This window comes from Pseudomonas sp. NBB (assembly GCF_032701105.1).
Lineage (GTDB): Bacteria > Pseudomonadota > Gammaproteobacteria > Pseudomonadales > Pseudomonadaceae > Aquipseudomonas > Aquipseudomonas asiatica.
Genome location: NZ_CP103994.1, coordinates 3,745,739 through 3,768,845 on the forward strand (window position 1 = coordinate 3,745,739; position 23,107 = coordinate 3,768,845).

The 23,107-nt window shown below is 53.7% G+C and carries 17 protein-coding genes and 5 pseudogenes; 7 read left to right on the forward strand and 15 right to left on the reverse strand.

Translation table 11 applies throughout. From position 1 onward, the window contains the following. Nucleotides 1-542: 542 nt before the first annotated feature. The gene (locus NY023_RS17550; RefSeq protein ID WP_049798450.1) at nt 543-731 is read right to left on the reverse strand and encodes a hypothetical protein; all 189 of its coding nucleotides are present in this window, start codon (nt 729-731) and stop codon (nt 543-545) included. Nucleotides 732-851: 120 nt separating this feature from the next. On the opposite strand from NY023_RS17550, the pseudogene NY023_RS17555 reads away from it, so the two are divergent. Continuing rightward, nucleotides 852-1,053 (forward strand): annotated as a pseudogene (locus NY023_RS17555) (phosphoglycerate mutase family protein); the annotation flags it as partial. A 96-nt stretch (nt 1,054-1,149) separates the two neighbouring features. Here the strand turns inward: NY023_RS17555 and NY023_RS17560 are convergent. Genes NY023_RS17560 through yhhA form a run of 4 tightly spaced genes read right to left on the reverse strand, consistent with a single transcriptional unit; the run spans nt 1,150 to nt 5,655 of the window. Continuing rightward, nucleotides 1,150-2,337: a hypothetical protein gene (locus tag NY023_RS17560; RefSeq protein ID WP_013973227.1), complete on the reverse strand. Its 1,188-nt coding sequence runs from the start codon at nt 2,335-2,337 to the stop codon at nt 1,150-1,152. Next, the gene (locus tag NY023_RS17565) at nt 2,322-3,335 is read right to left on the reverse strand and encodes a hypothetical protein (RefSeq protein WP_013973228.1); all 1,014 of its coding nucleotides are present in this window, start codon (nt 3,333-3,335) and stop codon (nt 2,322-2,324) included. The genes NY023_RS17560 and NY023_RS17565 overlap by 16 nt, the downstream gene beginning before the upstream one ends. Further along, entirely contained in the window at nt 3,292-5,463 is a 2,172-nt protein-coding gene (gene yhhB, locus NY023_RS17570) for a cyclophane-forming radical SAM/SPASM peptide maturase YhhB (RefSeq protein ID WP_013973229.1), read from the reverse strand. Before yhhB ends, NY023_RS17565 begins: the two co-directional genes overlap by 44 nt. 9 nt (nt 5,464-5,472) lie before the next feature. Continuing rightward, complete coding sequence (gene yhhA / locus NY023_RS17575; RefSeq protein ID WP_044047097.1) at nt 5,473-5,655, reverse strand: YhhA family cyclophane-containing RiPP; 183 nt, start codon at nt 5,653-5,655, stop codon at nt 5,473-5,475. Nucleotides 5,656-6,043: 388 nt separating this feature from the next. Here yhhA and NY023_RS17580 point away from each other — a divergent pair, with 388 nt between their 5' ends. Then, nucleotides 6,044-6,571, forward strand: coding sequence for a LysR substrate-binding domain-containing protein (locus tag NY023_RS17580; protein WP_202916097.1), 528 nt, complete (start codon nt 6,044-6,046; stop codon nt 6,569-6,571). Here the strand turns inward: NY023_RS17580 and tnpC are convergent. From tnpC to NY023_RS17595, 3 genes are all read right to left on the reverse strand, one after another. Then, nucleotides 6,568-8,103 (reverse strand): IS66 family transposase, encoded by a 1,536-nt coding sequence (gene tnpC / locus NY023_RS17585; protein ID WP_044047098.1) that lies wholly within the window; start codon nt 8,101-8,103, stop codon nt 6,568-6,570. The two genes, NY023_RS17580 and tnpC, sit on opposite strands and share 4 nt — an antisense overlap. A 61-nt stretch (nt 8,104-8,164) precedes the next feature. Beyond that, nucleotides 8,165-8,374, reverse strand: coding sequence for an IS66 family insertion sequence element accessory protein TnpB (tnpB, locus tag NY023_RS17590; RefSeq protein ID WP_158308194.1), 210 nt, complete (start codon nt 8,372-8,374; stop codon nt 8,165-8,167). A gap of 71 nt (nt 8,375-8,445) precedes the next feature. Continuing rightward, on the reverse strand, nt 8,446-8,814 hold the full coding sequence (locus NY023_RS17595) for a histone-like nucleoid-structuring protein, MvaT/MvaU family (protein WP_013973233.1): 369 nt from the start codon (nt 8,812-8,814) through the stop codon (nt 8,446-8,448). 321 nt (nt 8,815-9,135) lie between these two features. Here NY023_RS17595 and NY023_RS17600 point away from each other — a divergent pair, with 321 nt between their 5' ends. Together NY023_RS17600 and NY023_RS17605 are read left to right on the forward strand one after the other, a co-directional pair. After that, complete coding sequence (locus tag NY023_RS17600; RefSeq protein ID WP_013973234.1) at nt 9,136-11,433, forward strand: AAA family ATPase; 2,298 nt, start codon at nt 9,136-9,138, stop codon at nt 11,431-11,433. Beyond that, nucleotides 11,430-13,301 (forward strand): UvrD-helicase domain-containing protein, encoded by a 1,872-nt coding sequence (locus NY023_RS17605; protein ID WP_013973235.1) that lies wholly within the window; start codon nt 11,430-11,432, stop codon nt 13,299-13,301. Before NY023_RS17600 ends, NY023_RS17605 begins: the two co-directional genes overlap by 4 nt. 200 nt (nt 13,302-13,501) lie before the next feature. Here the strand turns inward: NY023_RS17605 and NY023_RS17610 are convergent. From NY023_RS17610 to NY023_RS17620, 3 pseudogenes are all read right to left on the reverse strand, one after another. Next, nucleotides 13,502-13,972 (reverse strand): annotated as a pseudogene (locus NY023_RS17610) (IS5-like element IS2000 family transposase); the annotation flags it as partial. A 59-nt stretch (nt 13,973-14,031) separates the two neighbouring features. Further along, a pseudogene (ltrA, locus tag NY023_RS17615) lies at nt 14,032-15,299 on the reverse strand (group II intron reverse transcriptase/maturase). A 521-nt stretch (nt 15,300-15,820) separates the two neighbouring features. Beyond that, nucleotides 15,821-16,336: pseudogene (locus NY023_RS17620) on the reverse strand (IS5-like element IS2000 family transposase); the annotation flags it as partial. A gap of 453 nt (nt 16,337-16,789) precedes the next feature. On the opposite strand from NY023_RS17620, the gene NY023_RS17625 reads away from it, so the two are divergent. Beyond that, nucleotides 16,790-17,695, forward strand: coding sequence for a LysR family transcriptional regulator (locus NY023_RS17625; protein WP_044047099.1), 906 nt, complete (start codon nt 16,790-16,792; stop codon nt 17,693-17,695). Between the two features lie 32 nt (nt 17,696-17,727). On the opposite strand, the gene NY023_RS17630 is transcribed toward NY023_RS17625, so the two are convergent. Beyond that, nucleotides 17,728-18,048 (reverse strand): hypothetical protein, encoded by a 321-nt coding sequence (locus NY023_RS17630; RefSeq protein ID WP_148265659.1) that lies wholly within the window; start codon nt 18,046-18,048, stop codon nt 17,728-17,730. Between the two features lie 639 nt (nt 18,049-18,687). Here NY023_RS17630 and NY023_RS27765 point away from each other — a divergent pair. Next, nucleotides 18,688-18,855, forward strand: a pseudogene (locus NY023_RS27765) (hypothetical protein); the annotation flags it as partial. Nucleotides 18,856-18,903: 48 nt separating this feature from the next. Then, entirely contained in the window at nt 18,904-19,515 is a 612-nt protein-coding gene (locus tag NY023_RS17635; RefSeq protein WP_238531252.1) for an IclR family transcriptional regulator, read from the forward strand. A 50-nt stretch (nt 19,516-19,565) separates the two neighbouring features. Here NY023_RS17635 and NY023_RS17640 read toward each other — a convergent pair whose 3' ends face one another. Genes NY023_RS17640 through NY023_RS17650 form a run of 3 tightly spaced genes read right to left on the reverse strand, consistent with a single transcriptional unit; the run spans nt 19,566 to nt 22,835 of the window. After that, nucleotides 19,566-20,969: an amidase gene (locus tag NY023_RS17640; RefSeq protein WP_013973238.1), complete on the reverse strand. Its 1,404-nt coding sequence runs from the start codon at nt 20,967-20,969 to the stop codon at nt 19,566-19,568. Between the two features lie 21 nt (nt 20,970-20,990). Beyond that, nucleotides 20,991-22,073: a CobW family GTP-binding protein gene (locus tag NY023_RS17645; protein ID WP_013973239.1), complete on the reverse strand. Its 1,083-nt coding sequence runs from the start codon at nt 22,071-22,073 to the stop codon at nt 20,991-20,993. 60 nt (nt 22,074-22,133) lie between these two features. Next, the gene (locus NY023_RS17650) at nt 22,134-22,835 is read right to left on the reverse strand and encodes a cyclase family protein (protein ID WP_044047100.1); all 702 of its coding nucleotides are present in this window, start codon (nt 22,833-22,835) and stop codon (nt 22,134-22,136) included. Between the last annotated feature and the right edge of the window lie 272 nt (nt 22,836-23,107).

Consider the following 23,107-nt stretch of genomic DNA (forward strand, 5'->3'; position numbering starts at 1 on the left):
TGTGCGCCGCCTGGGGAGCAGGCTCAAAACATGCAGGCGAGTCCTATGAGCTTCACCTCTGCGAGCCTTGCTTCTTTGCTCTGGTTTCTGCGATCAAACGAGAGCGATGGGCACAGTCCATGTTTACCCAGGACGCTGACGCGCTGCTTGCAGACGAGAGTTTCGGTCGGGTGGATAAGCAATGAGGTATGATTGGACGACAAGAGCACATTTGTACTCCATCGAAATTTCAGGTCTGTGCTCACCCAGCTTGGAGCCGGGAAATGTCGGCACAATAATCGTTCAACCAAGGGCTGACCAATGACCATAGACGCGAGCAAGGGGAACGATAAGCAGGCCTCTGATGCTTACGACTGTAAGCGAAGTCGCAAGCGGCCCGCATTCCTTAAGCAGGAGACGCTTGACCGCATTGCCAATGATCACGCAAAGGAGCTCAGAGAGCTTGGTTCGAGCCAGGAAAAGCGTTGAGCTGGCTTTACTGACCCAATCTAGCGTGCCTACCGAGATAAAACTGCCGCTCTCCTCCTCGATGGCCGCTCCCGCTAATGACTCCTAGGAGTGGGCCCACCGAGCGCACCCAGCTGATAGTCCGTTACCGCCTGGAACTGATGTTCGGCAATCAGGCGCAGACGCTCAAGCTCTGAGCCGGAGACACCATCTGCTTGGGCCTGGTGGTACCGCTTCAGAGCTTCAACCGCATCCGTGTACATGGGATGATCAGGAGGAAGCATTTTGCTCAGATCTCTAGCCACTGCCACACCTCCAGCTGCTTGATGTACACGACGCCATGGTTTCGTTAGGTGTAAGCAAGCAAGGTATTGGTAGCACCCCATGACCAAGGAAGATAGCTGATGAGACGAGTACGGCTGATTCGGCACGGCCAGAGCGCTGCCAACGTAGGCCAAGCGAGGTCAGGAGCAGGCAATCACGATAGCGAGGTCGTTCACCCAAGCACCTGAGCTCATCGTGGCCTCCCCCTTTGCACGAGCCCAAGCGACAGCAAGAGAGACATCAAAAGTCTTCCTTACAGTGGCGGTTCAGACCTGGCCAATCGGCAGGGTGATCGCTATCAATATCTCGGATGACAAGTTGGAATTGGCGCGTTCGCTGGGTGCAGTGGCAGCATCCTCACTGCAGAGCAGTGAGGCGTCACACTTGAGGGCTGTGGTAGATGATCGCTACATCCTCGCACAGCGTCTCATCCGCCATTCGAATGGGCGAGACTTTCATGCGCTCCACGATAACGGTAGAGAAGCCAGGAAGCTCCGGCACGTCTCCGTCTCCGAAATGCGGGTGGCACAGGACACCACCAGGATTCAGTAAAGCTCGCATTTTCTGAGCTCTGGACACCCGCTGGGCCTGCTCTCCATCAGCACCGCCCTCCTCGCTCGAGTGGTAGTCAAACGGGTCGAAGAAAATGAAGTCATAGCGCCCTTCAATACGGCATAGATTCCAGTCACCGCAGAACGGTCGCACCGACGGATGATGCTGTGAGAACAACAACAAATCTTGGTAGATGCTGGTCTCTATTTCAAAAATGTCGTGCCGCTCAGGCTTGAGATACTGCTGTATCAACGCAGCGGAGATGCCCAGACCGAAGCCGATTTCGAGAACGGCGCGAGGCTGAAGATGCGCGAGCTTGGAGAAGAGCGCTTTGAAATATTCCTCTTCGGTACGCGACATGACAACCTGGCCGTTCCAAATGAGGACATCGTTACTTTTCTCGTCAAATTGCAGGTCTATTGAGCTCATCGATTTCTCATTGGAAGCAGTGACTACGCTTGAAGTCTGAGCCTGTGAGCCACGCGCGGACGGGCTCTCAGTGCGTGGGGCAGAAACAGAAACCTCAGGGCTCGCTGATCTGACAGCTTGGTCAAGATCTCGATGCCAGACAAGGACGAGCTGGGTATCTCCAGCCACCGTAGCCTCCGCAAAACCGGCATGTTCAGCCGCCTTGCGGGACGCAACGTTGGACTTGCGCATATGCGCATAGATGACATCGTATTGGCTATTCACGCAGCAGTGCTGGTAGGCAGCGCGGCCAATTTGCCGCCCTTGACTCGGTCGATTCAAGAAGACATGGAAGGAGGCATGGCGGCCACGGGCTGCGTCTTCGACCAAATTGATATAGGCAAGTCCAGCACGCTTTCCTTCGGCAGAGATGATCCAAGCCTCGCCTCCTGGGCCACCTCCACGCTCACGGCTTCCCGGGGCACGAACGAACTCCAGCTTCTCGAATGGTACGGGCCCGAGCTTCGACTTGGCCTTCACTGCAGGAGGCTTCGGAGTTTTACGCGCATTAGCCTTGGCTCTTGGAGTGCTTACCGTTCTCGCCATGGCAGCTCCCCCAAGCCAACGAGAAGTCGATCGCAGCTTTCAGCCCAGAATTCAGCTGGAAAGAATCCAGGAGAAAATGCGATCACGATGTCTGCGAGTCGCTCCACCAAGCCGTGCCGGTGCAACGCACTGGTGAGCGCGTCGATCCTTTTCAGGACTTGGGGCAATGAATCATTCAATGGGCCTGGGTGCTCGATATGATCACTGTCGCCATCGTACCGGTTGCAGAAATAATCCATGTCCACGTGAAGGAGGATGGCTGCGTTTTCCTCCGACAGGCCTTCAAGCCACGCATCAAGGTCAGGAGTAAACCGATACCGCCCTCGCCCAGCCCCCTTCTCATCTGAGGTCAGTGAGATAGCAGGACGGTAGGCGGATGGGTCGAGCAACGTATCGACCATCTCTTCCAGTGTGATCTGCGAATCGATGGTGCGGACGCATTTGGGGCCCTGACAGAGATGGCGTACATCGGTGTTCGGGTACCGATGCAAAAATGGTGTGAGGAAGCTCCCCATGCCCAGAGCGCCACTCATGATTGCACTGGTCACTGAGTGCGGCTCATGCAGGTCAACAGGCTGCTTGACGATGGGATCAAGCCAACCACCCGGTCGGTTAAAAATACGAGGCGCCCCCAGATCTTTGTGGTCATCGACATGGAGAACTGTGATGCCTTGGTGCAGTGGCGTTCTCGCCAGCCACTCGCTCCAACTTTCCAATGTCCACGTGTCATTGAGCGCTAACAACAGCCTCCCTCTGCGCTTACGGGCCAAGGCCATGTCCTGGTACTGGATATCACCACCCCACCAAGCCAACCCCTCATCAAGCCGAGGATCGACATAACGGTATGGATCATCCGACCAGTTGAGAGCCAAGACCCATTGTTCATCAACGCAGGTAGCTAACGCGTCCTTGTCACAGAAGTAATCTCGAAGCTGCGCATGTCTCTCGTGTACATCAGCCGACAGGCTGGACAACGGAACGGTTAGCGGTGAACTCATCTGGCTGTATCCCTTCTCTGGATGCACTGCTCAACACATCGACCAAGCGTTGCCCTATATCCGTCAGCGGGCATTCTTTGAGCGTTTCGAACGCCTGCCAAAGATGCAGGTCGGTATCAGCGATCTGGTTAATAGCCCGCGAATGCAACTCGACTGGGCCGTGCTCACGGACGTGAAGCCAGAAGCGCCTGAGCTCCACGAATACGAACACCGCATGGAGCAGACCTGATGGTGGACGCAGATCCTCACGCCATGGAGAGACGACCTGTGCAGTAGTGCGCTCAACCGTGGGCGCGTATCGCTCCAAGAGATAGAGCTTCTGATGGCGGTGCTCGTGAATCAAGGAATCCGCCAAGTCGTAAGGGTCGATCAGTCGATCCCCTTGCGAAATCGAGACGTACAAGGCTCCCGGAACAGAGTTGTCGCTGAAGGAAACAATCTTGCGCGGGTCTGCACTGGGATCACGGATGAACTGGATAGCACTGCAGGCTGCCTCCATTTCAGAGGCTAGCGCCGGACGCCATGCCTTCACTATCTCCATTGCCTCCTGAACCAGCGCTCGACCTGCCGCTGCAAGCTCATCGCCTTCAAAATAGATGGCGGTGCCAAATGGCGCCCTTAGCCAAAGATCATCCTCTGCGACTGCGAACCCAGCACAATCGCGCCGCTCAGCTTCCAAAAGCAGCTCGGCCAGGTAATCGGCATTTACAGTGATGGCCTGCCCATCTACAGCCAGCAAAGCATGCCCCCTACTTTGAGCCATGGCGGCGCCTGCCCAGGCGATAGCGCCCGGTTGCTGTGCCTTGCGGGCAAATACCCCATCGTCCAACGAGCGCAGTTGAATCGTACGAGGATCGTCAGGGTAAAGATCCAGCGCCCCCTGCAGACCTTGTACTGCATCAGCATGGGCACCAGCACACAACCATCGCAGGTGGGTCTCGGACGTCTCAGCCAACTCAAATTGGACAAGGTCGAACGTGTCAGGAAGTGGTGTCAGCTCTTCGACCTGCCACTCCTCACTCAGGTGCTCGCTTAAGCGCTCGGTGATGTGGGCTACCAACCGCTTCATCTCGTTGCAGTACACCGTGGGATTGGCGAATCCGTCCTGGCCGAAACGGTGAGGAAGTGAGCCGCCACCGCAGATGTCAACGATCGCACACGACTTACACGCCTGTGACAATCCTTCTTTGCGCAAGTAGCGTCGGTGCTGCGCAATCTCCGGCGATTTAGCCACTTCTGCGATCGGGGTATCCAGGACAGTGCCAACCAATCGAGTGGCGCCATCTTGGGTAACTTTCAAGACATCAAGATCGTGATAGCTGCCGTCCGTTTCGATAGACAGCAAACTCACATCGCCAAAGCCAAATGCATCAGTCCCCGAAGGGAGCCCCGCACACACATCAAGCAATGCCTCAAAGGTGCGAAGCGGGATGTGTGGGTACTCATCGAACCAAACATCAAACGCATTCACCAGCCACTGCTCATACAAACCCGGATCCTGATTACGCCCAGGAGGTGGACGAAGCCAGTGTGCGTCAGGCAAGAGAAAATCCAGTCGTGGGATTTTGAACTGGTTGAAGTATTGAAAGAGCTCAGCTGCGCTGGTCGAGGTATCGACGACAGCGATGACACCCGCGAAAACAGAGGGGTAATTTTGTAGACGAATGAGCGCCTGTTCAGTCTGTTCGAAGCTTGAGCGACCCTTGCGGGTCAAGCGGTGCCTGTCATTGGCTAATTTTGGCCCGTCCAGGCTCAGCGAAACGCCGATATCCTCCGCTGCAAGAATCTGAAGTGCCTCATCAGTCAGAAGCAACCCATTGGTTTGCAAACTGATGTCAACAGGGATCGAGCAACTCTGACGAAGAAGCGTCGCGAAGTCCGCCAGGGTTTGAGCGCCTGCCAGCAGCGGCTCTCCACCATGCAGAATTACCGCACAATGCTTCAGATCACTTTGGATCACGTATTCCGCGAGCTGTTGGGCAAATGCCCTGCGATGTTCGGCGGAAAGGAATTTGGGCATGGAGCGCCAACTCTGATCCGCGTGATGGTAGACGTAGCAGTAATCGCAATCGAGGTTGCACCGCGATGCCACTTTTACCAGAAACGACGAGAACTTAGCAGCGTCCATGCAGGCGACTCACGAACGGTTGTGGCGGTGGTGCATACGGTCATAGCTAGTGATGACCTGGCCAACATCCGACTCAGTCAGCACACGCGAGCGCAGACGCTGAATGGCCGGGTTGGTGCTTTGCCCTTTGGACAGGCGGCGGCGAATTGCCGAAGGGGTCGATTCTTCGATTTTGACTGCTGCAGACGACATTACGTAACTCCTTACATATTGAAGTGCCATCATCGCTGATCGAATGAGATAATTTCAAGCACCGGATCCAATTTGTAACAGATCAGCATCTTGGGGCACCAAAGGCGAGCTTTAGACGCAAAAAAGCAGAATTTGACGTACTTTAAGCACATTTCCTTCCTAAAATAGGATTTTGTCCGCCTTTCCTTAACAGACTCTATGAGGTTGCAGACGGCGCCACTCGCCCGAGGGGTGGCACCGGTGCCGAGAAGACGTGCAGGGACAACGGGGTGGAAAACGCTTTGGTGCAGGGCGTCTTGTACAGCCGTCATCTACTTCGTCATATATCGATCAACAACCGAGCGTAAATCGCGGTTGCGCTGACCATAAGTCTCAATGGCCTACTGATTTGCTCAACAGCACCCAAGGACTCTTGCAACAAATTGCCCTGGGAATAAATAGACTGGATCAGTATCGCAAGCCAAATCAGCTAATCATCAACACTACGGCAGCATTCGCTAAGTATTGGTTACTGCCAAAGCTTCCCAAATTTCGTGCTTTGCATCCAAAAATTGATGTCTGGCTCAATACGACTGCTGAAGCCCCCGACATGGCCACTCAGGCAGTAGATGTCTGCATTCGCGATGACCTAGTGAGCGTGGTGGACTTTGAGTACGCGGCTCTGGCACAAGACAAACTGCTTGTGGCATGCCATCCATCAATCGCCGCCCTTTCACCGGATGAACGCCAGACGCTTCACGGTGAACGGGAGATGGACTGGACGTACTGGAACATGCAGCAAGGTAGTGACGTGGGGCAAAAGACCGAAGGCTATAACTTCAACGAGCCTAGCCTCCTACTGGATGCTGCTGTCCAAGGAATGGGCATTGCGCTGGTCAGCAGTAAGCGGCCCGCGAACACACCTTGCGCTCGTTAAGCCGGCGTCCACTGATGCGGCAGCAAAGCCTCAATCTCGCTAGCCCGCTGTGTTGGCAGTCGCGTCAATACGTCCTTGAGATAGGCATACGGATCATGTCCATTCATGCGCGCCGACTGAATCAGGCTCATGATCGCCGCCGCCCGCTTGCCACTGCGCAGTGATCCTGCAAACAACCAATTGGCACGCCCAAGTGCCCACGGTCGTATTTGGTTCTCGACGTGGTTGTTATCGATGGGCAAGGCGCCGTCGTCCAGGTAGCGCGTCAGCGCTACCCAGCGTTTCAAGCTGTAATCCAGAGCTTTGGCGATGGCCGAGCCTTCGGGTACCAGCTCGCGCTGGGTCAGCATCCAGTCATGCAGTTTTTCAGCGATGGGAACCGCATCTCGCTGACGTATTCGCCGACGGTCGTCTTCGCTCATGTCCTTGGCCTGTCGTTCGACCTCGTAGAGCGCGCCGATTGTCAGAAGGGCCTGCTCGGCCAACTGGCTCTTGTTCGCCGCATGCAAGTCAAAGAACTTGCGGCGCGCATGGGCCATGCAGCCAATCTCGACGATGCCCTGCTCGAAACTGGCCTTGTAGCCGGCAAAGTCATCGCACACCAACTTGCCGCGCCAGTCGCCGAGGAAGTTACGCGCATGCTCGCCGGCACGGCTCGGGCTGAAGTCGTAAACCACGGATTTAAGCTCTGCGTAAGCAGTGCTGCTATAGGCCCACACATAACTTCGATGGGTTTTCTTTTCACCTGGTGCCAACATCTGAACCGGTGTTTCATCGGCGTGGATGACTGGTTGAGCCAGCACCGCTTCACGCAGGGCATCGACAAGCGGTTGAAGCTGCGCGCCGGTTTGCCCGACCCACCGGGCCAGTGTCGAGCGTGGAATCGCCAGGCCGGCGCGGCCAAAGATCTTTTCCTGCCGGTATAACGGCAGATGGTCGGCGAACTTGGCCACCATGACATGGGCCAGCAGGCCTGCGGTGGGGATGCCTTTGTCGATGACTTGCGCCGGAACCGGTGCCTGGATCAGGGTTTCGCAAGCTCGGCAGGCCCACTTTCCACGCACATGCTGCTCAACCGTGAACACGCCCGGCGTGTAATCGAGCTTTTCGCTGACATCTTCACCGATACGCTGAAGCTCGCAGCCACACGCACATTGGGTGTTGTCGGGTTCATGATGAATCACGGTGCGCGGAAGCTGTGCAGGCAGTGGTGCGCGCTTGGGCTTCTGGCCTGGCTCTTTTGGGGCCGGGTCGGGATGAAGTGCGTTCAGCTCAGCTTCGATGGCCTCAAGGTCAGTGCTGAGCAAATCATCGAGCAAGCGGCCTTGCTCTGGACTGATCTGTTCGCTGCGCTTGGCGTACTTATGACGTTTGAGGACAGCGATCTCATGAGTGAGCTGCTCGATGACGATCTTGTCGTTCTGGATCTTGCGACTCATCGCCTCGACTTGAGACTGCAATGTCAGCGTCTGCTCGAGCAACGCGCGCAGCTCTGCAGGGGTCAGTTGGTCGAGGTCGGGTAAAGAAGTCATGTCGCCAATCATGCCAGAGCAACACACTGGCGGCGATTGGCGGTTATGCCAATAGTCAGTACTAAAGCCGTGTGATGGTGCTGTTGGCACCCATGCGTTGCCAAGGTAATCCGACGATGAGTGCCTGAACTTGCTCGCTGTCCAGTTCCACTTGAGCGCCGTGACGAACGCCCGGCCAGTGGAATTTACCTTGGTTCAGTCGGCGTGCTGCCAACCACACGCCAATGCCGTCATGCACCAGCACCTTCAAGCGGGTTGCGCTGACGCGCAACGCGCCATGCCTGGCGCACCCAAAGAAAAAGCCCCCATCTGGGGGCTTTAGCAAACAACCTGTAGAACGTGTTACTGGGCGAGCCAGCCTTCCACTACGTCAGCTCCGTACTGGGCTTTCCACTCTTTTAGCAACTTGTGATTACCGCCCTTGGTCTCGATGATCTCGCCGTTATGCGGGTTCTTGTACTGCTTGATCTGACGCGCGCGACGAGGCGTCTTTTCAACTGCTGCTGGAGTAGAGACACGACGACTGGCCTGGGGATCAAGGATGTTGATAATGTCGCGCAGACTGTAGCCGTACTTGGCCAACAGATCTCGTAGCTTGGTCTCAAACTCGATTTCTTTTTGCAACTCAGAGCTGCCCTTGAGTGCTTCAAGCTCAGCGAGCTGTGCGGCGAGCTGCTGCTCCAGTTGACGAAATTCTGCTAAGCGGGACATATAAATCTTCCTGTTATTAAGACGGTAGTAGCCCAGCTGCCATCCTAAATGATTTGCACAGGAAATACGCACCTAGCATTTCCGAAGTGGTTCCTTCCTACACTCGATCACTGAGGCGCTCTTGGTGATCCAGTTTTTTTGGGGACGCTTTTCGGTTGTGAGATATGTAGAAGCGCTACCACGCCTGCCTGAAACCGTATCGCGCGCGGGGATGATGGCAAAATTACACCATGACTGTTGGCGCATGGGCCCAGCTCAGCTAGAGTTCCTGCACCTATCAGCCTGTCGCTCAGTTGCTGAGCAGTCATCAGGGACGAGATCATGCAAATCCAGCATTTGGAAATCGCAAACTTCCGCAAGCTCCTGTCTGTACGAATCGACCTTGCAGCCGAGACCACCCTTCTAGTCGGCGCCAACAACAGCGGCAAGTCGTCCGCAATGCTGGCCTTACGCAAGTTCCTTCTCTCTAAGGCATCGATTTTCAGATTGCAGGATTTGACCCTGTGCCACCTCACCACCATTGATGCAATTGGTGAAGCCTGGGAGGCAGCTGATGGAAGCTTTCCAATCCCTGTCGCTAATGACTGGGCTGACTGGCTACCCACGTTAGACATCTGGCTCGAAGCCGCTCAGGGCGAGCTTCATCACATTCGGGATCTGATTCCAAACTTCGCTTGGAAAGGCGGCCACGTTGGGATGCGATTCCGGCTGGAGCCGGATGACATGCAAATTCTATTCGCCGATTATCGCAAGGAACGGGAACGGGTAAGGGAGCTCCAACAGGAGATCCAAAAACAGGCAGCAGAAGGTACTGAACCGCCGTCGCTCCCGCTCTGGCCACAGAGCTTACATGACTACCTGAATAGACGAATTGGTAAAACCTTCAAGATCCGATGGTATCGACTCGATCCCGGCCAACTCCGAGCTCCTGATCCAGGGACTCGGAAAGCTAACCAACAGCCGCTTACGGCCACGGCAACGCCACTCGACCGCAACCCCCTAATAGACCTGATTCGAGTCCACGAGATCAATGCCCAACGCGGCTTTGGCGACAGCGCGGACGAAGGTGCCTTGGAAGGTGGCCATGGCTCGGGTAGGAAGCTCTCGGAGCAATTACGAGCCTACTACAGCAGGCACCTTGATCCTGGTGACAGCCCTGATGTCTCAGACCTTGAGGCGCTCCGAGCAATTGAAGCTGCGCAGACTGCTTTTGATACGCGCTTAAGCACTAGCTTTGCGCCGGCGCTACAGGAAGTGGCTGGCCTTGGTTATCCGAATAACTCCGACCCTAGCATCCGTGTCGCCACCCGCCTAGCTCCTACGGACGGAATGAACCACGAAGCTGCAGTGCTATTTGAGCTGGACTCTGTGGGAGGAGCGCCTGGCGCTCCGCCCTTGCGGCTTCCTGAAACATCTAACGGGCTGGGGTACCAGAACCTCATCTCAATGATTTTCCGTTTGATGGCATTTCGGGACGAATGGCTGAAAAAGTACAGAAGCCCTGAAGAACAAAGTGCGGCAGGTGTCGAACCTATCCACCTAGTGTTGATTGAGGAGCCTGAGGCTCACCTGCACGTTCAAGTTCAACAAGCATTCGTGAAGCATGCCTACCATGTGCTGTGCAGTGACCCCCTGCTGAGTAAATTTCCAAGCCTCAAGACTCAGCTTGTGGTGAGCTCGCACTCAAGTCATGTAGCCCATGAAATTGAGTACGAGAACTTAAGGTACTTCCGAAGGCTCCCGTCTGGCATGGCTGGGGTACCCATTCCTGTTTCGACCGTGTCTAACCTAAGCACAGTGTTTGGCAAGCCTAATCAAACCAGGGACTTCGTCACACGCTATCTTCGAGCTCAACATGCAGACCTCTTCTTTGCGGATGCCGTAATTTTGGTAGAAGGAGCGGCTGAGCGCATGATGCTTCCTCATTTTTTGAGGCAGCATTTCCGCTTCCTTAACCAGTGCTACATCACCATTCTCGACATCGGAGGTAGCCATGCGCATCGCCTCCGACCTCTGGTTGATGCACTGGGCATCGTCACCCTTGTAATAACTGACTTGGATGCCGGCGTTCTACAAGTCGGCAAACCTGTAGAACGAAATAAAGGACAGTCAACCAACAATCCAACGGTGCGTCATTGGATGCAAGCGACTGGCCTGAAACATGACGTCGACTCGCTGCTCGATCTTGACTTCGAAAGCAAAGCTCAGCAGATCGACGACCTTTTCTCCATCAGGATCGCTTATCAAACGCCCATCAACGTTCGCCTACCTAAAACTGGTATGAACGTTGAAGCACTACCGAACACCTTTGAAGACAGCCTCGTCCTCAGCAATGCAGAGCATTTCGCTAACAAATCGGGACGAGGACTGGTGCGATCATTCGCTAAGGCGTTGCGCGAGGCTGACACCTCTATCGAGCTAGGTACGCAGCTGTTCAACAAGCTCAAGGATGGCGACAAAGCTGAGTTTGCTCTGCACGTGCTGGGTGATTCGGAATTCGCCAAACTGACCGTCCCCGCTTACATCCATGAAGGCCTGGTGTGGCTGCAGTCCAAGCTTGAGAGAAAGAGCAAGGAACTCTTAATCATTCCATCATCAAGTGTCGAGGTTACGCCATGAGCATCCAGCGGGAAGCCAATATGGATGAAATCCCAGACGCAGATGAGGTCATCCAGGAATGCCTCAATCTCGACCGCCCGAAGAGTTTTTTCCTTTACGCCGGTGCCGGCTCTGGGAAAACCCATTCGCTAGTCATGGCGGTGAAAAACCTGAAGGACAGGGAATGGCAGCGACTGACGTTTGAAGGGCGTCAGATTGCGATCATTACCTATACGAATGCCGCGTGCGAAGAGATCGCTCGCCGCCTTGAGTACGATCCCTTGGTGGTTGTGTCGACTATCCACGCTTTCTCCTGGAGGATGATCCAGGGCTTCAACGACGACATTCGTGACTGGCTGAGAGTCAAGCTCACCGCAGACATTGACGAGCTAAATGACAAGCTCGGAAGGGCCAAAGGGAAAAACAAAACCTACCTAGCCAACGAAGCATCCCGAGACAGCAAATCCCGCAGGCTCAACTCGCTGGACGAGATCACTACGTTCACCTACAGCCCTACCGGCGACAATCGAGGCCGGCAGGCACTTAACCACAGCGAAGTCATCCAGATGGCGGCGGCGTTCATTCCACGCCCTCCTCTGTTACATGTCATGACCGACCTTCATCCAGTGCTTCTCATTGACGAGAGCCAGGATACCTATGGCCCTCTCATGGATGCGTTTCTCCAAGCACAGGCACTGGTTCCTGAGCGATTCTGTCTGGGACTACTCGGCGACATGATGCAGCGCATCTATAACGACGGGAAGGTGCGCCTTGAGGAGGCGATTCCGATGGATTGGGCAGTTCCTGAAAAGCGGATAAATCGCCGCTGCCCAACGCGGGTTGTTGAGCTAATCAACGTGATCCGCAAGAGTGCTGACACTCATCAACAGACACCTAAACCCGGCGCGGTGTCTGGCACGGTACGAATGTTCTGCACCCAACAAACGCCAGGGCAAGGCTTCGGCCTAGAAGACGATGTCGCCCAGCGCATGGCCGAAATTACCGGTGATGACCAATGGGCTGTGGGTCGCACGGGGAGAAAAACCCTGATCTTAGAGCACAAGATGGCAGGACGCCGAATGGGATTCGAAGGCGTGTTCACACCGCTTTATCAGGTAGAACACCTTCGAACCGGATTGCTTGATGGAACACTGCCCATCCTGAAACTCTTCTTCGAACGGGTTATGCCCATTCTACAAGCTGCCAAGACTAACGATTTCAGTCTCATGGAAGCTGTGCGACTTCATTCCCCACTTCTCGATCCTAAATCCATGAAAGTGGCACCTGACCAGCTTGCCCTGCTTGAGACAGTAGGGGGCGCTACCCGAGCGCTGTGTGAACTGTTCGTCGAAAAAGATCCGCTGATCAGTGATGTAGCCCAAGTCTTGTTTCAAACAGGCCTACTCGACCTCCCTGACCGCCTTGTGGCAGCGCTTCTGTTAGGTTCCACTACAGATGACCCGCCTGATACACCGGATCGAGATGCACTGGAAACCCATGCGTACCAAGCTCTGATCGGACGCCCATTCTCAGAAATGCAGGCGTTCGCTGGGTACACCGATGGATTGTCCCCATTCGACACCCATCAAGGCGTGAAAGGGCTCGAGTTCCCTAGGGTCATGGTGATCCTCAATGACGAAGAGGCAGGTGGCTTCTTGTTCAGCTACGAAAAACTTCTTGGTGTTAAACCTGCGTCTGACAGCGATATCAAAAATCAACGCGAGGGGAAAGACGACTCCTTGGCACGAACCCGCCGCTTACTCTATGTCACCTGTAGTCGTGCCGAGGAAAGCCTCGCCATTGTGGTTTATACCGCTGAGCCAGAACTGGCTCGACAGCGAGTGATCGATGCTGGATGGTTTAAGGATGAGGAAGTCAAAGTTCTATAACCCTCCTGTCGGTTTCACCAATTTTTCACCTCCGGTGGGGCAGCCTGTTGATATCCCTACGTGTGATAGACCTTGCCCGCCTAGGGAAACTCCGAACAAGTTGCTCATCAGTCGGAAATGTGCGGTTTAGGGATGCCGAAAAGCCCGCTTTTCAGTCGCCGATTATTGGATAACCAAGGCAAAGCCTTGGTTATCTGGACTCACGGGCGCACCTCTCCCGCAGCAGGCAATAATTGCCGGCGCACCATCCACAGATTCGACAGGGCAAACAGCGTGGTCAGTTGCGCCGTGTTCTTGGCCAAGCCGCGAAAACGAGTCTTTACATAGCCGAACTGGCGTTTGATCACCCGGAACGGGTGCTCCACCTTCGCACGCACTTGCGCCTTGGCCTTTTCGATCTTGCGCTTGGCTTGGTAGAGCACGCTGCGTTTGCTCAAGTGTTTGTAGGTGCTGCGGCGGGCAGCGACCTGCCATATCACCTGCCGTCCCTCGTGTTCTGGCCGCTTTTCCACACCTGTGTAACCCGCATCCGCACACACGACATTCTCTTCGCCATGCAATAGCTGAGCGACCTCCGTCACGTCAGCTACGTTCGCGGCGGTGCCATGAACGTGATGCACCAGACCCGATTCAGCATCCGCGCCGATGTGGGCCTTCATGCCGAAATGGTGAGTCGGCCACAGGAACTGCCCCCGTAGCCGCTCGCAGAACCGTACGTGACACTCTCGCGTCATACGGCTCCCGTTATCCAACCTGTTGCTCGGTTACTTGCCAGTGATAAAACAGTCGAGGGGCAGCCTTATGCACCGTGTCCAACCATTTAGATATACGCCGCTTGCGCCCGTGAAGTATTTTGTACTTACGACCGGCCCAACGCTTGAGCGCGCTATCGATATGTCGAAAGATACCAAGCATGGCCGTCCGATAGAACGCGCCATAGTACTGCCACCAACCTTGTATCACTGGGTTGTAAAGCCGAGCCACAGCAGCCAGCGTCACATGAGTTTGGCGGCTGACCCGCCACTCGCGCACTGCTCGCCGCATCCGCTTCAACGCTTGCGCACTGACTCCCGGAAGGAAGCTGGTGAAAAGCTTGTTCTGCTGGCCGATTGCCTTCCTAGGTCTAAAAGTGAAACCAAGGAAGGTAAAGCTCACATGCGGATACCCTGCGCGTCGATTGCTGTCCTTGCAGTACACGATTTTCGATTTCTCGGGATGCATCGTGAGGCCACAAACCGCTAGACGTGAAGCGATTGAACGCATCACGTGTTCTGCTTGCCTCTGGCTACGACAATGCACTACCGCATCATCGGCATACCGGGCAAAAGGACAGTTTGGGCTATTTCGTTGCATCCATGCGTCAAAGGCGTAATGCATGAACAGATTCATCAACATGGGACTGATCACGCCGCCTTGCGGGGTGCCACGTTCGCGTTGAATGCGAACGCCATCTGCTGCCTCGAATGGAGCAACCAGCCATCGTTCGATGTACAGCAGTATCCAATCCTCTTTGATATGGGTTCGCACCGCTTTCATCAGCAGTTCATGATCAATGTGATCGAAAGCCGCCTTGATATCAAACTCCACCACCCAGTCGTATCGCCAGCAGCGTTCGCGTGTGATCGCTATGGCCTGTTTGGCTGAACGTCCTGGTCGGTATCCATATGAGTCCGGATGGAAAAGCGCATCCAGCTTTGGCTCGATGAGGAGTTTGACTACAGTTTGTGCGATACGGTCGCTGACCGTCGGCACTCCCAACCTGCGTATACCCCCCGATGCCTTCGGTATCTCAACAGCCTTGACCGGCGGCGGGAAATAAGACCCCGACGACATTCGATTCCATAGCTTGTAAAGATTCTTCGGCAGGTTCCGCTCAAAATCGGCAATGGTCTCATCGTCGATTCCAGCAGCTCCCCGGTTGGTTCTGACCTGCTGATAGGCCTCCCATATCACGCGCTTCGCTATGTTGTAAGGTTTGTTCGAACTCACACCGCTCATCCCCTGAGGTTGGCGGCGTTCGTTGACAGGATAACGCCTCCCCTTCGCTCCAGCTTCATTACAAAGCCTTCATCACTACTACAGGAGGCTCCGCCCCTTATTCCAGCATTGGTATTCTTCCTCATGGTTTTAGCCATTTGTCATTTTCCTTTGCATCTGGAACAAGGTTCTCACGTTCCGTACCCAAGCCTGTATGAAGATCATGCCGCCTTTACACCGGCTGCCACTGGGGCCGTAAGCAGGTAACGCCCCAACTCGTCCTGAAGCCAATACTCAACCTCAGTTTCGACAGCACTTTAGGGAATAACGATGCGTCATCGGACGGTTTGCTCTCGCTCATCTTCTCCATACTCACCTGCCATCATCATGGGATGACTTTTCCTCGGTCGCTCACCACCGCACCTTTTGGATGCAGCAGCACCGGGTGGTTTGAAGCCTGCTCCTGCAAGCCGACTTCGGAAGGCCTACTTCCATCTTCGGTACAGCATCACAGGTCATACGACCTGTGTTCGTGACACACAGTACTGGTTGCCCTTCTTCGTTTGATGCATTTCAGGATCGCGCTTGCCTTCCTTGTTCTTGGTCGAACTGGGCGCGTGGATGATGGTAGCGTCGACAATGGTGCCCTGGCGCAACGACAGGCCCTTGTCTTGCAGGTAATTGTTGATGGTTTCCAGAATGCCGGCTGCCAACTGATGCTTCTCCAGCAGGTGCCGGAAGTTCATGATCGTCGTGTCTTCGGGGATCGGAGCGCTGAGCGTCAGACGAGCGAACTGGCGCATCGAAGTGATCTCGTACAGCGCCTCTTCCATGGCGGGATCGCTCAAAGAGAACCAATTCTGCAGCAGGTGAATGCGCAGCATGGTTTCCAGAGGATAAGGCTTGCGGCCACCGCCAGCCTTTGGGTAGTGAGGCTCGATCAACGCCACCAGTCCACTCCACGGAACCACCTGTTCCATCTCGGCCAGGAAACGCTCGCGACGGGTTTGCTTGCGCTTGCCGGCGTACTCGAAATCGGAAAAGCTCATCTGACTCATGGGATGGCGGACTTGTAGAAGGCAGTTGGACGGAGGGCTATTTCAGCACAGGTCAGATGGCCTGTGCTGACTTGATCGGAGAATCCCTAGCAGCGGGCTTTCTTTTGCCCGTAATTTCTCATCGACTTGCACCAATCCGTCCGCTCCGAGTGCCTGAGCCAGGGAACGAAGCAATGGGAAGTTGAAATTCGCATCAGCCGCAGCATCAGGGTAACGCCATGATCCTGTGTGTATGGCCACGGGACGCATGAAGGCCGCAAGGTGCAGCTGCTTCTTTTGACTCATATTCTCACCACTCGAAATCAGTTGGGCAAAAGGTAGCTGCGGAAGCTTTCTCTACCGATCAGCCTATTCACCCTGTCATCAGCTCCCTATGCTAAGGTAGCATTCATGATCGATAAACCTTCTAAATTTTGTCGCTAGATATCCATAAATTCTACAACGGATGAGATTATGACCTCCGAAGACTCCTTCAGCGGGATAGGCATTTTTCTAGTAACGGCCCGTTCGGCAACGTTTACCGAGGCCGCGGAGAGGTTGGGAATTACCAAGTCTGCTGTAGGGAAGGCCATAGCAAGGCTTGAGGGTAGATTGGGTACTAGCCTGTTCTATCGCTCCACTAGGCGCTTGTCCCTTTCTGCCGATGGGGAGGCCTATTTGGCGGTCTGGTCATCCGCGCTTGAGGAGATAAAGGCGACAGAGACTGGATTCGGCAATCGATTTGGAGAGCCTGCTGGACGCCTTCGCGTGGACATGCCCGTAGCGTTCGGAAAGCAGATGATCTTGCCGGTTTTGCTTGAAATGGCGAGTAAATATTCAGCGCTGCAGCTTACCTTATCCTTTTCAGATCGAATCAACGACATCACGGAAGAAGGAATTGATGTCGCCATCCGTTTAGGGAGTGTTGATGACGTTCCTGGCCTTGTAGCAAGGACGCTTGCAACACAGCGCTGGGTGATCTGCGCCACACCGGACTATATAGCGCGGCATGGTGCTCCAGAAGTGATCGAAGATCTCAAAGATCATCGTGCAATAGTTGGATACCGAGGTGGAAGCACACTTGCCTGGAAGTTTAGTGTAGATGGAAGCGCAGTCAAATATGCACCACCACCTACCTTTCAGTTCGATGACGCGGATGCCATGATCTCGGCTACCAAGCAAGGCCTAGGCCTTTGCCAAATGCCTAAATGCCTATTTCAATTGGCTATCAATTCTGGGGAGTTAGTCACTGTTCTCCAAGAGTTTGAACCCTCTCCGATTGAAGTCAATGCTCTCTGGTCGAAAACCAATCATCTTCGACCAAAGATCCGACATTTCATTGACTCACTCATCATACTTTTTAAAGAGAAAGCGCTCTGAGAACAGAGCATTACTATCAAGCATGCGAAAAGTCACTCATGAATTAATGGCCGATGGTTTACATTCTTGATATTTGACTGTGACACGCCATTTAGCTCACCTCTACGCAGAGGCGACTGGCAGTATGGAGTAGCGAAACCATGAATTGTCAAAATCTTTCTACTGACTACCCGTAACTCAGACTCTAATTGCTGAGAAATAGATGCCTCTGCAGCAATGAGCCTGGCTAGGCGCTCCATTTCAGCATCATACTCAGACAGTTTCTTCTGCAATAGAACATTTCGCTCTCTAAAGCGAGCCATCGTTTTATCCACAACAAAACGATTAATTATCCTATTCAAACCAAGAAACATTGGCATTCCCTCCGAACGTGGAGAGACTTAAATTCGTCAAAAGTCACAACCAATGAAGGTCGCCCCGCAGGAACACACATCAAAGCACCTCATATATTGTAATTATAAGAGCCTGCTCAATTAAGGCGACTTGAGCAGGAGAAGATCCTGTAATGCTTCGGAAAACTTGATTCGGATGCCAATGGCAGAATACCACTTGCCAATCTTACCCGAATGGGCACCCCCAACAAACCTCTCTGAACTCTATAATAGGTATCGGAAATCTCTACCTACGAGATCACCATCGTTTACTTTGATTCCTCAATGGATAGACCTGATCTCTACTTTCTCTCATCGCTTTACATGCGATTACCTGACAACGACAAAACGTGCTTCCGAACGGCGCGAGCATTTGCCCTCAACAGCTTCAACTGGTAGAAAGGATGTTGATGGTGGAATCGTGTTTTCACAAACCCGAGCCGGCCATTAAAAACAACAAAAAGCTTGCCAATCAAGCTTATTCAAGCAACTGGAGTTGCTTTTTACTGCTTATTGGATGCTTCACGCCCCAACGGCGTGTAGCAGGAAACAAGGCAAAGTACCAGGAAGGTAGCCGCTGGTTTCCGCTTTCAGACTACCCTCTACTGAATGGGTACTTTTATGGTCGAAATCGTCAATAGTTCACTCCCGCCAGCTGAGCCAGCATGCGGAAAACCCTCAGGTACTCAGAGCATTGAGCGAGCAGCTAGCATTCTTAGAGAAATTGCCTCTTACAATGATCAGGGTTTGAGGCTTTCAGATCTTTCATTGCTCCTAAAGCTAGAGCGACCGACTATTCATAGAATACTCTCTTGCCTTGTGCGTGAGGGATTAGTAATGCAAGACCCGGTAAGCCGCCATTATTTGCTTGGACATGGATTATTTGAGCTAGGTCTAACAGCAGCTACACAGTTCAAGCTAAAAACGCTGTGCCGCCCATCAATGGCCCGCATTGCTCATGCAACCGGTGAAATGGCTTTTCTTACTATAAGAAGCGGCCGTGATGCTATCTCCATAGAGCGGATCGAAGGCCTCAGGCCTATCGATGCCCCTGTGATAGAAATCGGAGTTCACCGCCCCCTGGGCGTCGGTGCAGGTAGCCTGGCCTTGATGATGCTCCTTCCTGATGTAGAGATTTCCCGCCTCTGCGATCTGAATGCGAAGCGCCTCCTTCGCTATGGCGGGTTATCAACACCCAAACTTATGAAAATTATTCGCCATTCCCAAGATATTGGCTATGCAGTACACGATAGTAGCTTGATTCCAAATTTCTGTGGTGTGGGTACAGTCGTGAACGATCACAAGGGCGCCCCACTCTGCGCTCTCAGTGTGACCCTAGTCAGTGAAAGCATATCGACCGAAAAGCATCAAGAAATATTTGCACTACTGAAGCATGAATCTCGAATAATTCAGAACCTGATCTATGAATCCGGCGGACTAGCTCACTAGCCAGGACGACCAACAAAAAGGTCAGCGACGGATAGGCTGGCCTTTAATTACTACTTTGAAAACTGACTTGGCACTATTTCCCACAGCTTCTGGTCGTTCTCAAGCGCCGCTGCCGCTCGGAATATATCAACCTCTCTGTTCACTTTAGCGACCATCTGCAGACCTATTGGCAGTCCGCTCTTGGTAAACCCGGCTGGAACAGAAGCCGCAGGTTGCCCGGTGACGTTAAAGGGATAGGTGTAATATTGCCAGGTGCAGATGCTTCGATCACCGAACTGGGCTGGCACATTGACACCGACATCACAAGCTGCGATTGGCACCACTGGGGAAAGCAGTAAATCAAATGACTCAAATGTCTTGCTCACTTTTTCCCTAAATGCGTAGCGAGCAAATACTTTCTCGTAGTACGAGGGAAGTGACTGAGCCATGGCTTTCTCAAGGACTTTAGCAAGGGCTGGATCTAGCAGATCTCGCGAATCCCTCATAGCTCCAGCCAATCGCGTGCTGATACCAGCGTAAAACTCAGAAAGCCAAATTTCGGCAGGGTCAGATCCAATCCCCTCCTCCAGCTCAATCACCTCGCAACCTAAACGTTCCAGAATTCTTACTGCACGCTCTGTCACGGCCAACACTTCGGAATCCGGCTGTGCTATTCCCAACGTGGGGCTCCACGCGACCTTCATCCCCTTCACAGGCACATCGCAAGCCGCGAGATAATCAGGGATATTACCAGCCAGAGAGTATGGATCGCGCCTATCGAACCCTGATAAGACGCCCAGGAGCAAAGCGCTGTCACGAACGGTTCTTGCCAGAGGGCCGACGTGGGCAAGGGTTGGCGTGGCGGAGGTTGGGAATACAGGCACTCGCGCGAATTGAGCTTTTACCCCAACGAGGCCGGTGAACGACGCAGGAGTGCGAATCGACCCACCACCATCGGTACCGAGCGCGAACGGAGTAACGCCGGCTGCAACGCTGGCCGCGGCTCCACAGCTTGAACCACCTGGCGTTTTTTCCAAGTTCCAAGGGTTCCGCGTGATCCCGGTCATAGGCGAGTCCCCCACCGCCTTGCATCCAAATTCGCTAGTCGTGGTAATGCCAATGATGCAAGCACCTGCAGCTTTGATTCGCTCCACTGAAGGTGCGTCAGACGTCGCGACATTTTCAGACATTACTCTTGAGCCAAAGGTCTGCCTCACACCGCTGACCGAGATCAAGTCCTTCACAGAGATAGGCAGGCCATGAAGAGCCCCAAACCTTTCTCCACGCATTACAGCCTTCTCAGCAGCACGAGCAGCACTCAATGCAAGCTCTGGTGTCTGGGTGACAAAAGCGTTGAGGAGCGGCTCCAGAGATTGCATACGATCAATAGAGGCCGTCACCACTTCGACGGGCGAGACCTCTTTGCTGACGATGGCATCCCGGAGCTCCAGCGCCGACTTAAATGGGTATGACATACTTAAATAAGCCTATTCAATTCAGATCATTCCCAGAGCGCGATCCAGCACTGGCTTCGCTTTAGCGATGCAAGCCTCGAAGCTCTGTCTGATTTTCTGATGATCAAGGTGCTTGCCAATAATCACCAAGCGCGTCTCCGCAATACCTCCTGGCCACGAGTCCGCATAGCTAAGCGGACTGAACACGTTCTGAACTCCCTGCAGAACGACAGGACGCCCTACGCCACTGAAGCTGACCAAGCCTTTGATGCGATAGAGGTTTGCGCCATAATCAGTGGTCAAACTCAACAGGCAATTCATCAACTCTTGGTAGTCGACCTCCCTGGAGTCACGGAGGCTGATTGCGGAAACGTCTGTGTGGTGATGGGAATGACGGGCATGGCAATCGGCCCCGCATGGCCCGTCATGCTCGTGGGGGGCCTGCTTTACCTCACCGAGCCATTCACTCAGATCAGCATTTTGGGCTGCTGGATCGAAGAACGAGCTTCGCAGTAGCGCGTCTACATCAATCTCACTGAAAGATGTGAACTCCTTCGGAGCGAAGGGGTTTAAGCGAGAGACAGCGGCAAGCGCCTGGTCGAATTCCACTTCAGTGACCAAGTCGCGTTTGTTGAGCACCACCTTGTCGGCAAGCGCGATCTGACGCTCCGCTTCTGAGCAGTCTTTAAGCTGTAGACCAACATGCTTGGCATCCACAAGCGTGACGATAGCATCAAGTCTGTAGGTCAAGCTGAGAGACATATCGGTGTAGAAAGCCTGTGCTAACGGGGCCGGATTTGCCAAACCGGTCGTTTCAATAACAATCCTATCGAAGTCAATTTTAGGCTCAATCAACCCTGACTTTCGCATGTAAAGCTTGTACAGCGACTCAATAAGATCATCTTTACTGGAGCAGCAGATGCAGCCATTACTAAGCTCTAGCATATCTTCAGAGGCGCGACTTATAAGGTCGCCGTCAATTCCGATTTCGCCAAACTCATTAACGATTACCGCCACACGCTCTTGGTTGGAGTTTGAGAGAATACGGTTAACCAGCGTGGTTTTACCTGCACCCAGAAACCCTGTTAATAGGGTAATCGGAATGCGCTGATCCTTATCGTTCATACCATCACCTAGTCTGACAAAAGGCGATGAAACCTCATCGCCTAGCACCGGTAAATCTGTCTATTCCTCGAGTACAGCCCATGCTCGAACTGGGGAGCCGCTACCGTTCTGAATCTTCAAGGGCGGCCCGTAGAACATGAACTCACCCTTACCAACGAGTTCTTCAAGGTTGACCAGCCACTCGTAGTGAGTGATCCCACGGTCGCGGCACACGCGATGACTTGGGAACAGGTTATGGGATGGCTTATCAGTAGACGGCCCTTCAACCCCATGAAGCTTGGAGCCACGATCGGCTAGCCAGTGAGTTGCCTCAGCAGTGAGGCCAGGGTTAGTCCAAACAACCTTAATATCTGGATAATGCCGCTTGTGAAGACCTGTATTGAGCAAAACGATATGCCCATCCACACGCACACCCGCTTTATCTTCTGCCGCTTCAAGGTCGGCAACATCGATATCGCCCAGATCTGGGATATGGGTCATATCGAAACACACAGCTTTACCCATGAACATGGACAACGGCATTTCATCTACCGGAGCCCCATTGGGACTGGTGTGATAAAAAGCGTCAACGTGAGTTGCAATGTGGTCGAGGGTGCTGATGAAAGTCGTCGCAAACGTCATTGGATCTTCAGGCACACCCAGGCCCAGCTCCAACGATTTTTCATGCGTAAGGTGGGGAGCAACAATTGGGCGCTGGAATAGCTTATGCGCTGGCATGTTGTCAGAGAGCGTCAAGGTGAGATCGACAATTCGCTGAGTCATAAGGCCTACTTTTTTATTGGAGTTGATAGATTCGGCAGCTCAAATGGGATTTCTCTTCCTGGAGATTCGAACCCTAGCCCGTCCAAACGATTTGAACCGTTTTATGGGGTGAAATTGCCAGTTTAGGCAACGTGTTCGGCTAGAGCTTTCCAGTGAGAAAACCTTAACCCTCGTATCGAATACCGACAACAGCCGCCACCCACAAATGAGTCCACATTGTGGAACGCAATGAAGATCACCCTTCCCGTTGATCTGCGTCGCAGCCCATTCCG

Bases quoted from the DNA above. Each gene is read 5' to 3' on its own strand.
- NY023_RS17595 (WP_013973233.1), bottom strand. From the start codon at position 8,814: ATGTCCCGCTTAGCAGAATTTCGTCAACTGGAGCAGCAGCTCGCCGCA.
- yhhA (WP_044047097.1), bottom strand. From the start codon at position 5,655: ATGTCGTCTGCAGCAGTCAAAATCGAAGAATCGACCCCTTCGGCAATT.
- yhhB (WP_013973229.1), bottom strand. From the start codon at position 5,463: ATGGACGCTGCTAAGTTCTCGTCGTTTCTGGTAAAAGTGGCATCGCGG.
- NY023_RS17625 (WP_044047099.1), top strand. From the start codon at position 16,790: ATGACCTCCGAAGACTCCTTCAGCGGGATAGGCATTTTTCTAGTAACG.
- NY023_RS17645 (WP_013973239.1), bottom strand. From the start codon at position 22,073: ATGAACGATAAGGATCAGCGCATTCCGATTACCCTATTAACAGGGTTT.
- NY023_RS17565 (WP_013973228.1), bottom strand. From the start codon at position 3,335: ATGAGTTCACCGCTAACCGTTCCGTTGTCCAGCCTGTCGGCTGATGTA.
- NY023_RS17650 (WP_044047100.1), bottom strand. From the start codon at position 22,835: ATGACTCAGCGAATTGTCGATCTCACCTTGACGCTCTCTGACAACATG.
- NY023_RS17600 (WP_013973234.1), top strand. From the start codon at position 9,136: ATGCAAATCCAGCATTTGGAAATCGCAAACTTCCGCAAGCTCCTGTCT.
- NY023_RS17630 (WP_148265659.1), bottom strand. From the start codon at position 18,048: ATGTTTCTTGGTTTGAATAGGATAATTAATCGTTTTGTTGTGGATAAA.
- NY023_RS17635 (WP_238531252.1), top strand. From the start codon at position 18,904: ATGCAAGACCCGGTAAGCCGCCATTATTTGCTTGGACATGGATTATTT.
- tnpC (WP_044047098.1), bottom strand. From the start codon at position 8,103: ATGACTTCTTTACCCGACCTCGACCAACTGACCCCTGCAGAGCTGCGC.
- NY023_RS17550 (WP_049798450.1), bottom strand. From the start codon at position 731: ATGCTTCCTCCTGATCATCCCATGTACACGGATGCGGTTGAAGCTCTG.
- NY023_RS17560 (WP_013973227.1), bottom strand. From the start codon at position 2,337: ATGGCGAGAACGGTAAGCACTCCAAGAGCCAAGGCTAATGCGCGTAAA.
- NY023_RS17605 (WP_013973235.1), top strand. From the start codon at position 11,430: ATGAGCATCCAGCGGGAAGCCAATATGGATGAAATCCCAGACGCAGAT.
- NY023_RS17640 (WP_013973238.1), bottom strand. From the start codon at position 20,969: ATGTCATACCCATTTAAGTCGGCGCTGGAGCTCCGGGATGCCATCGTC.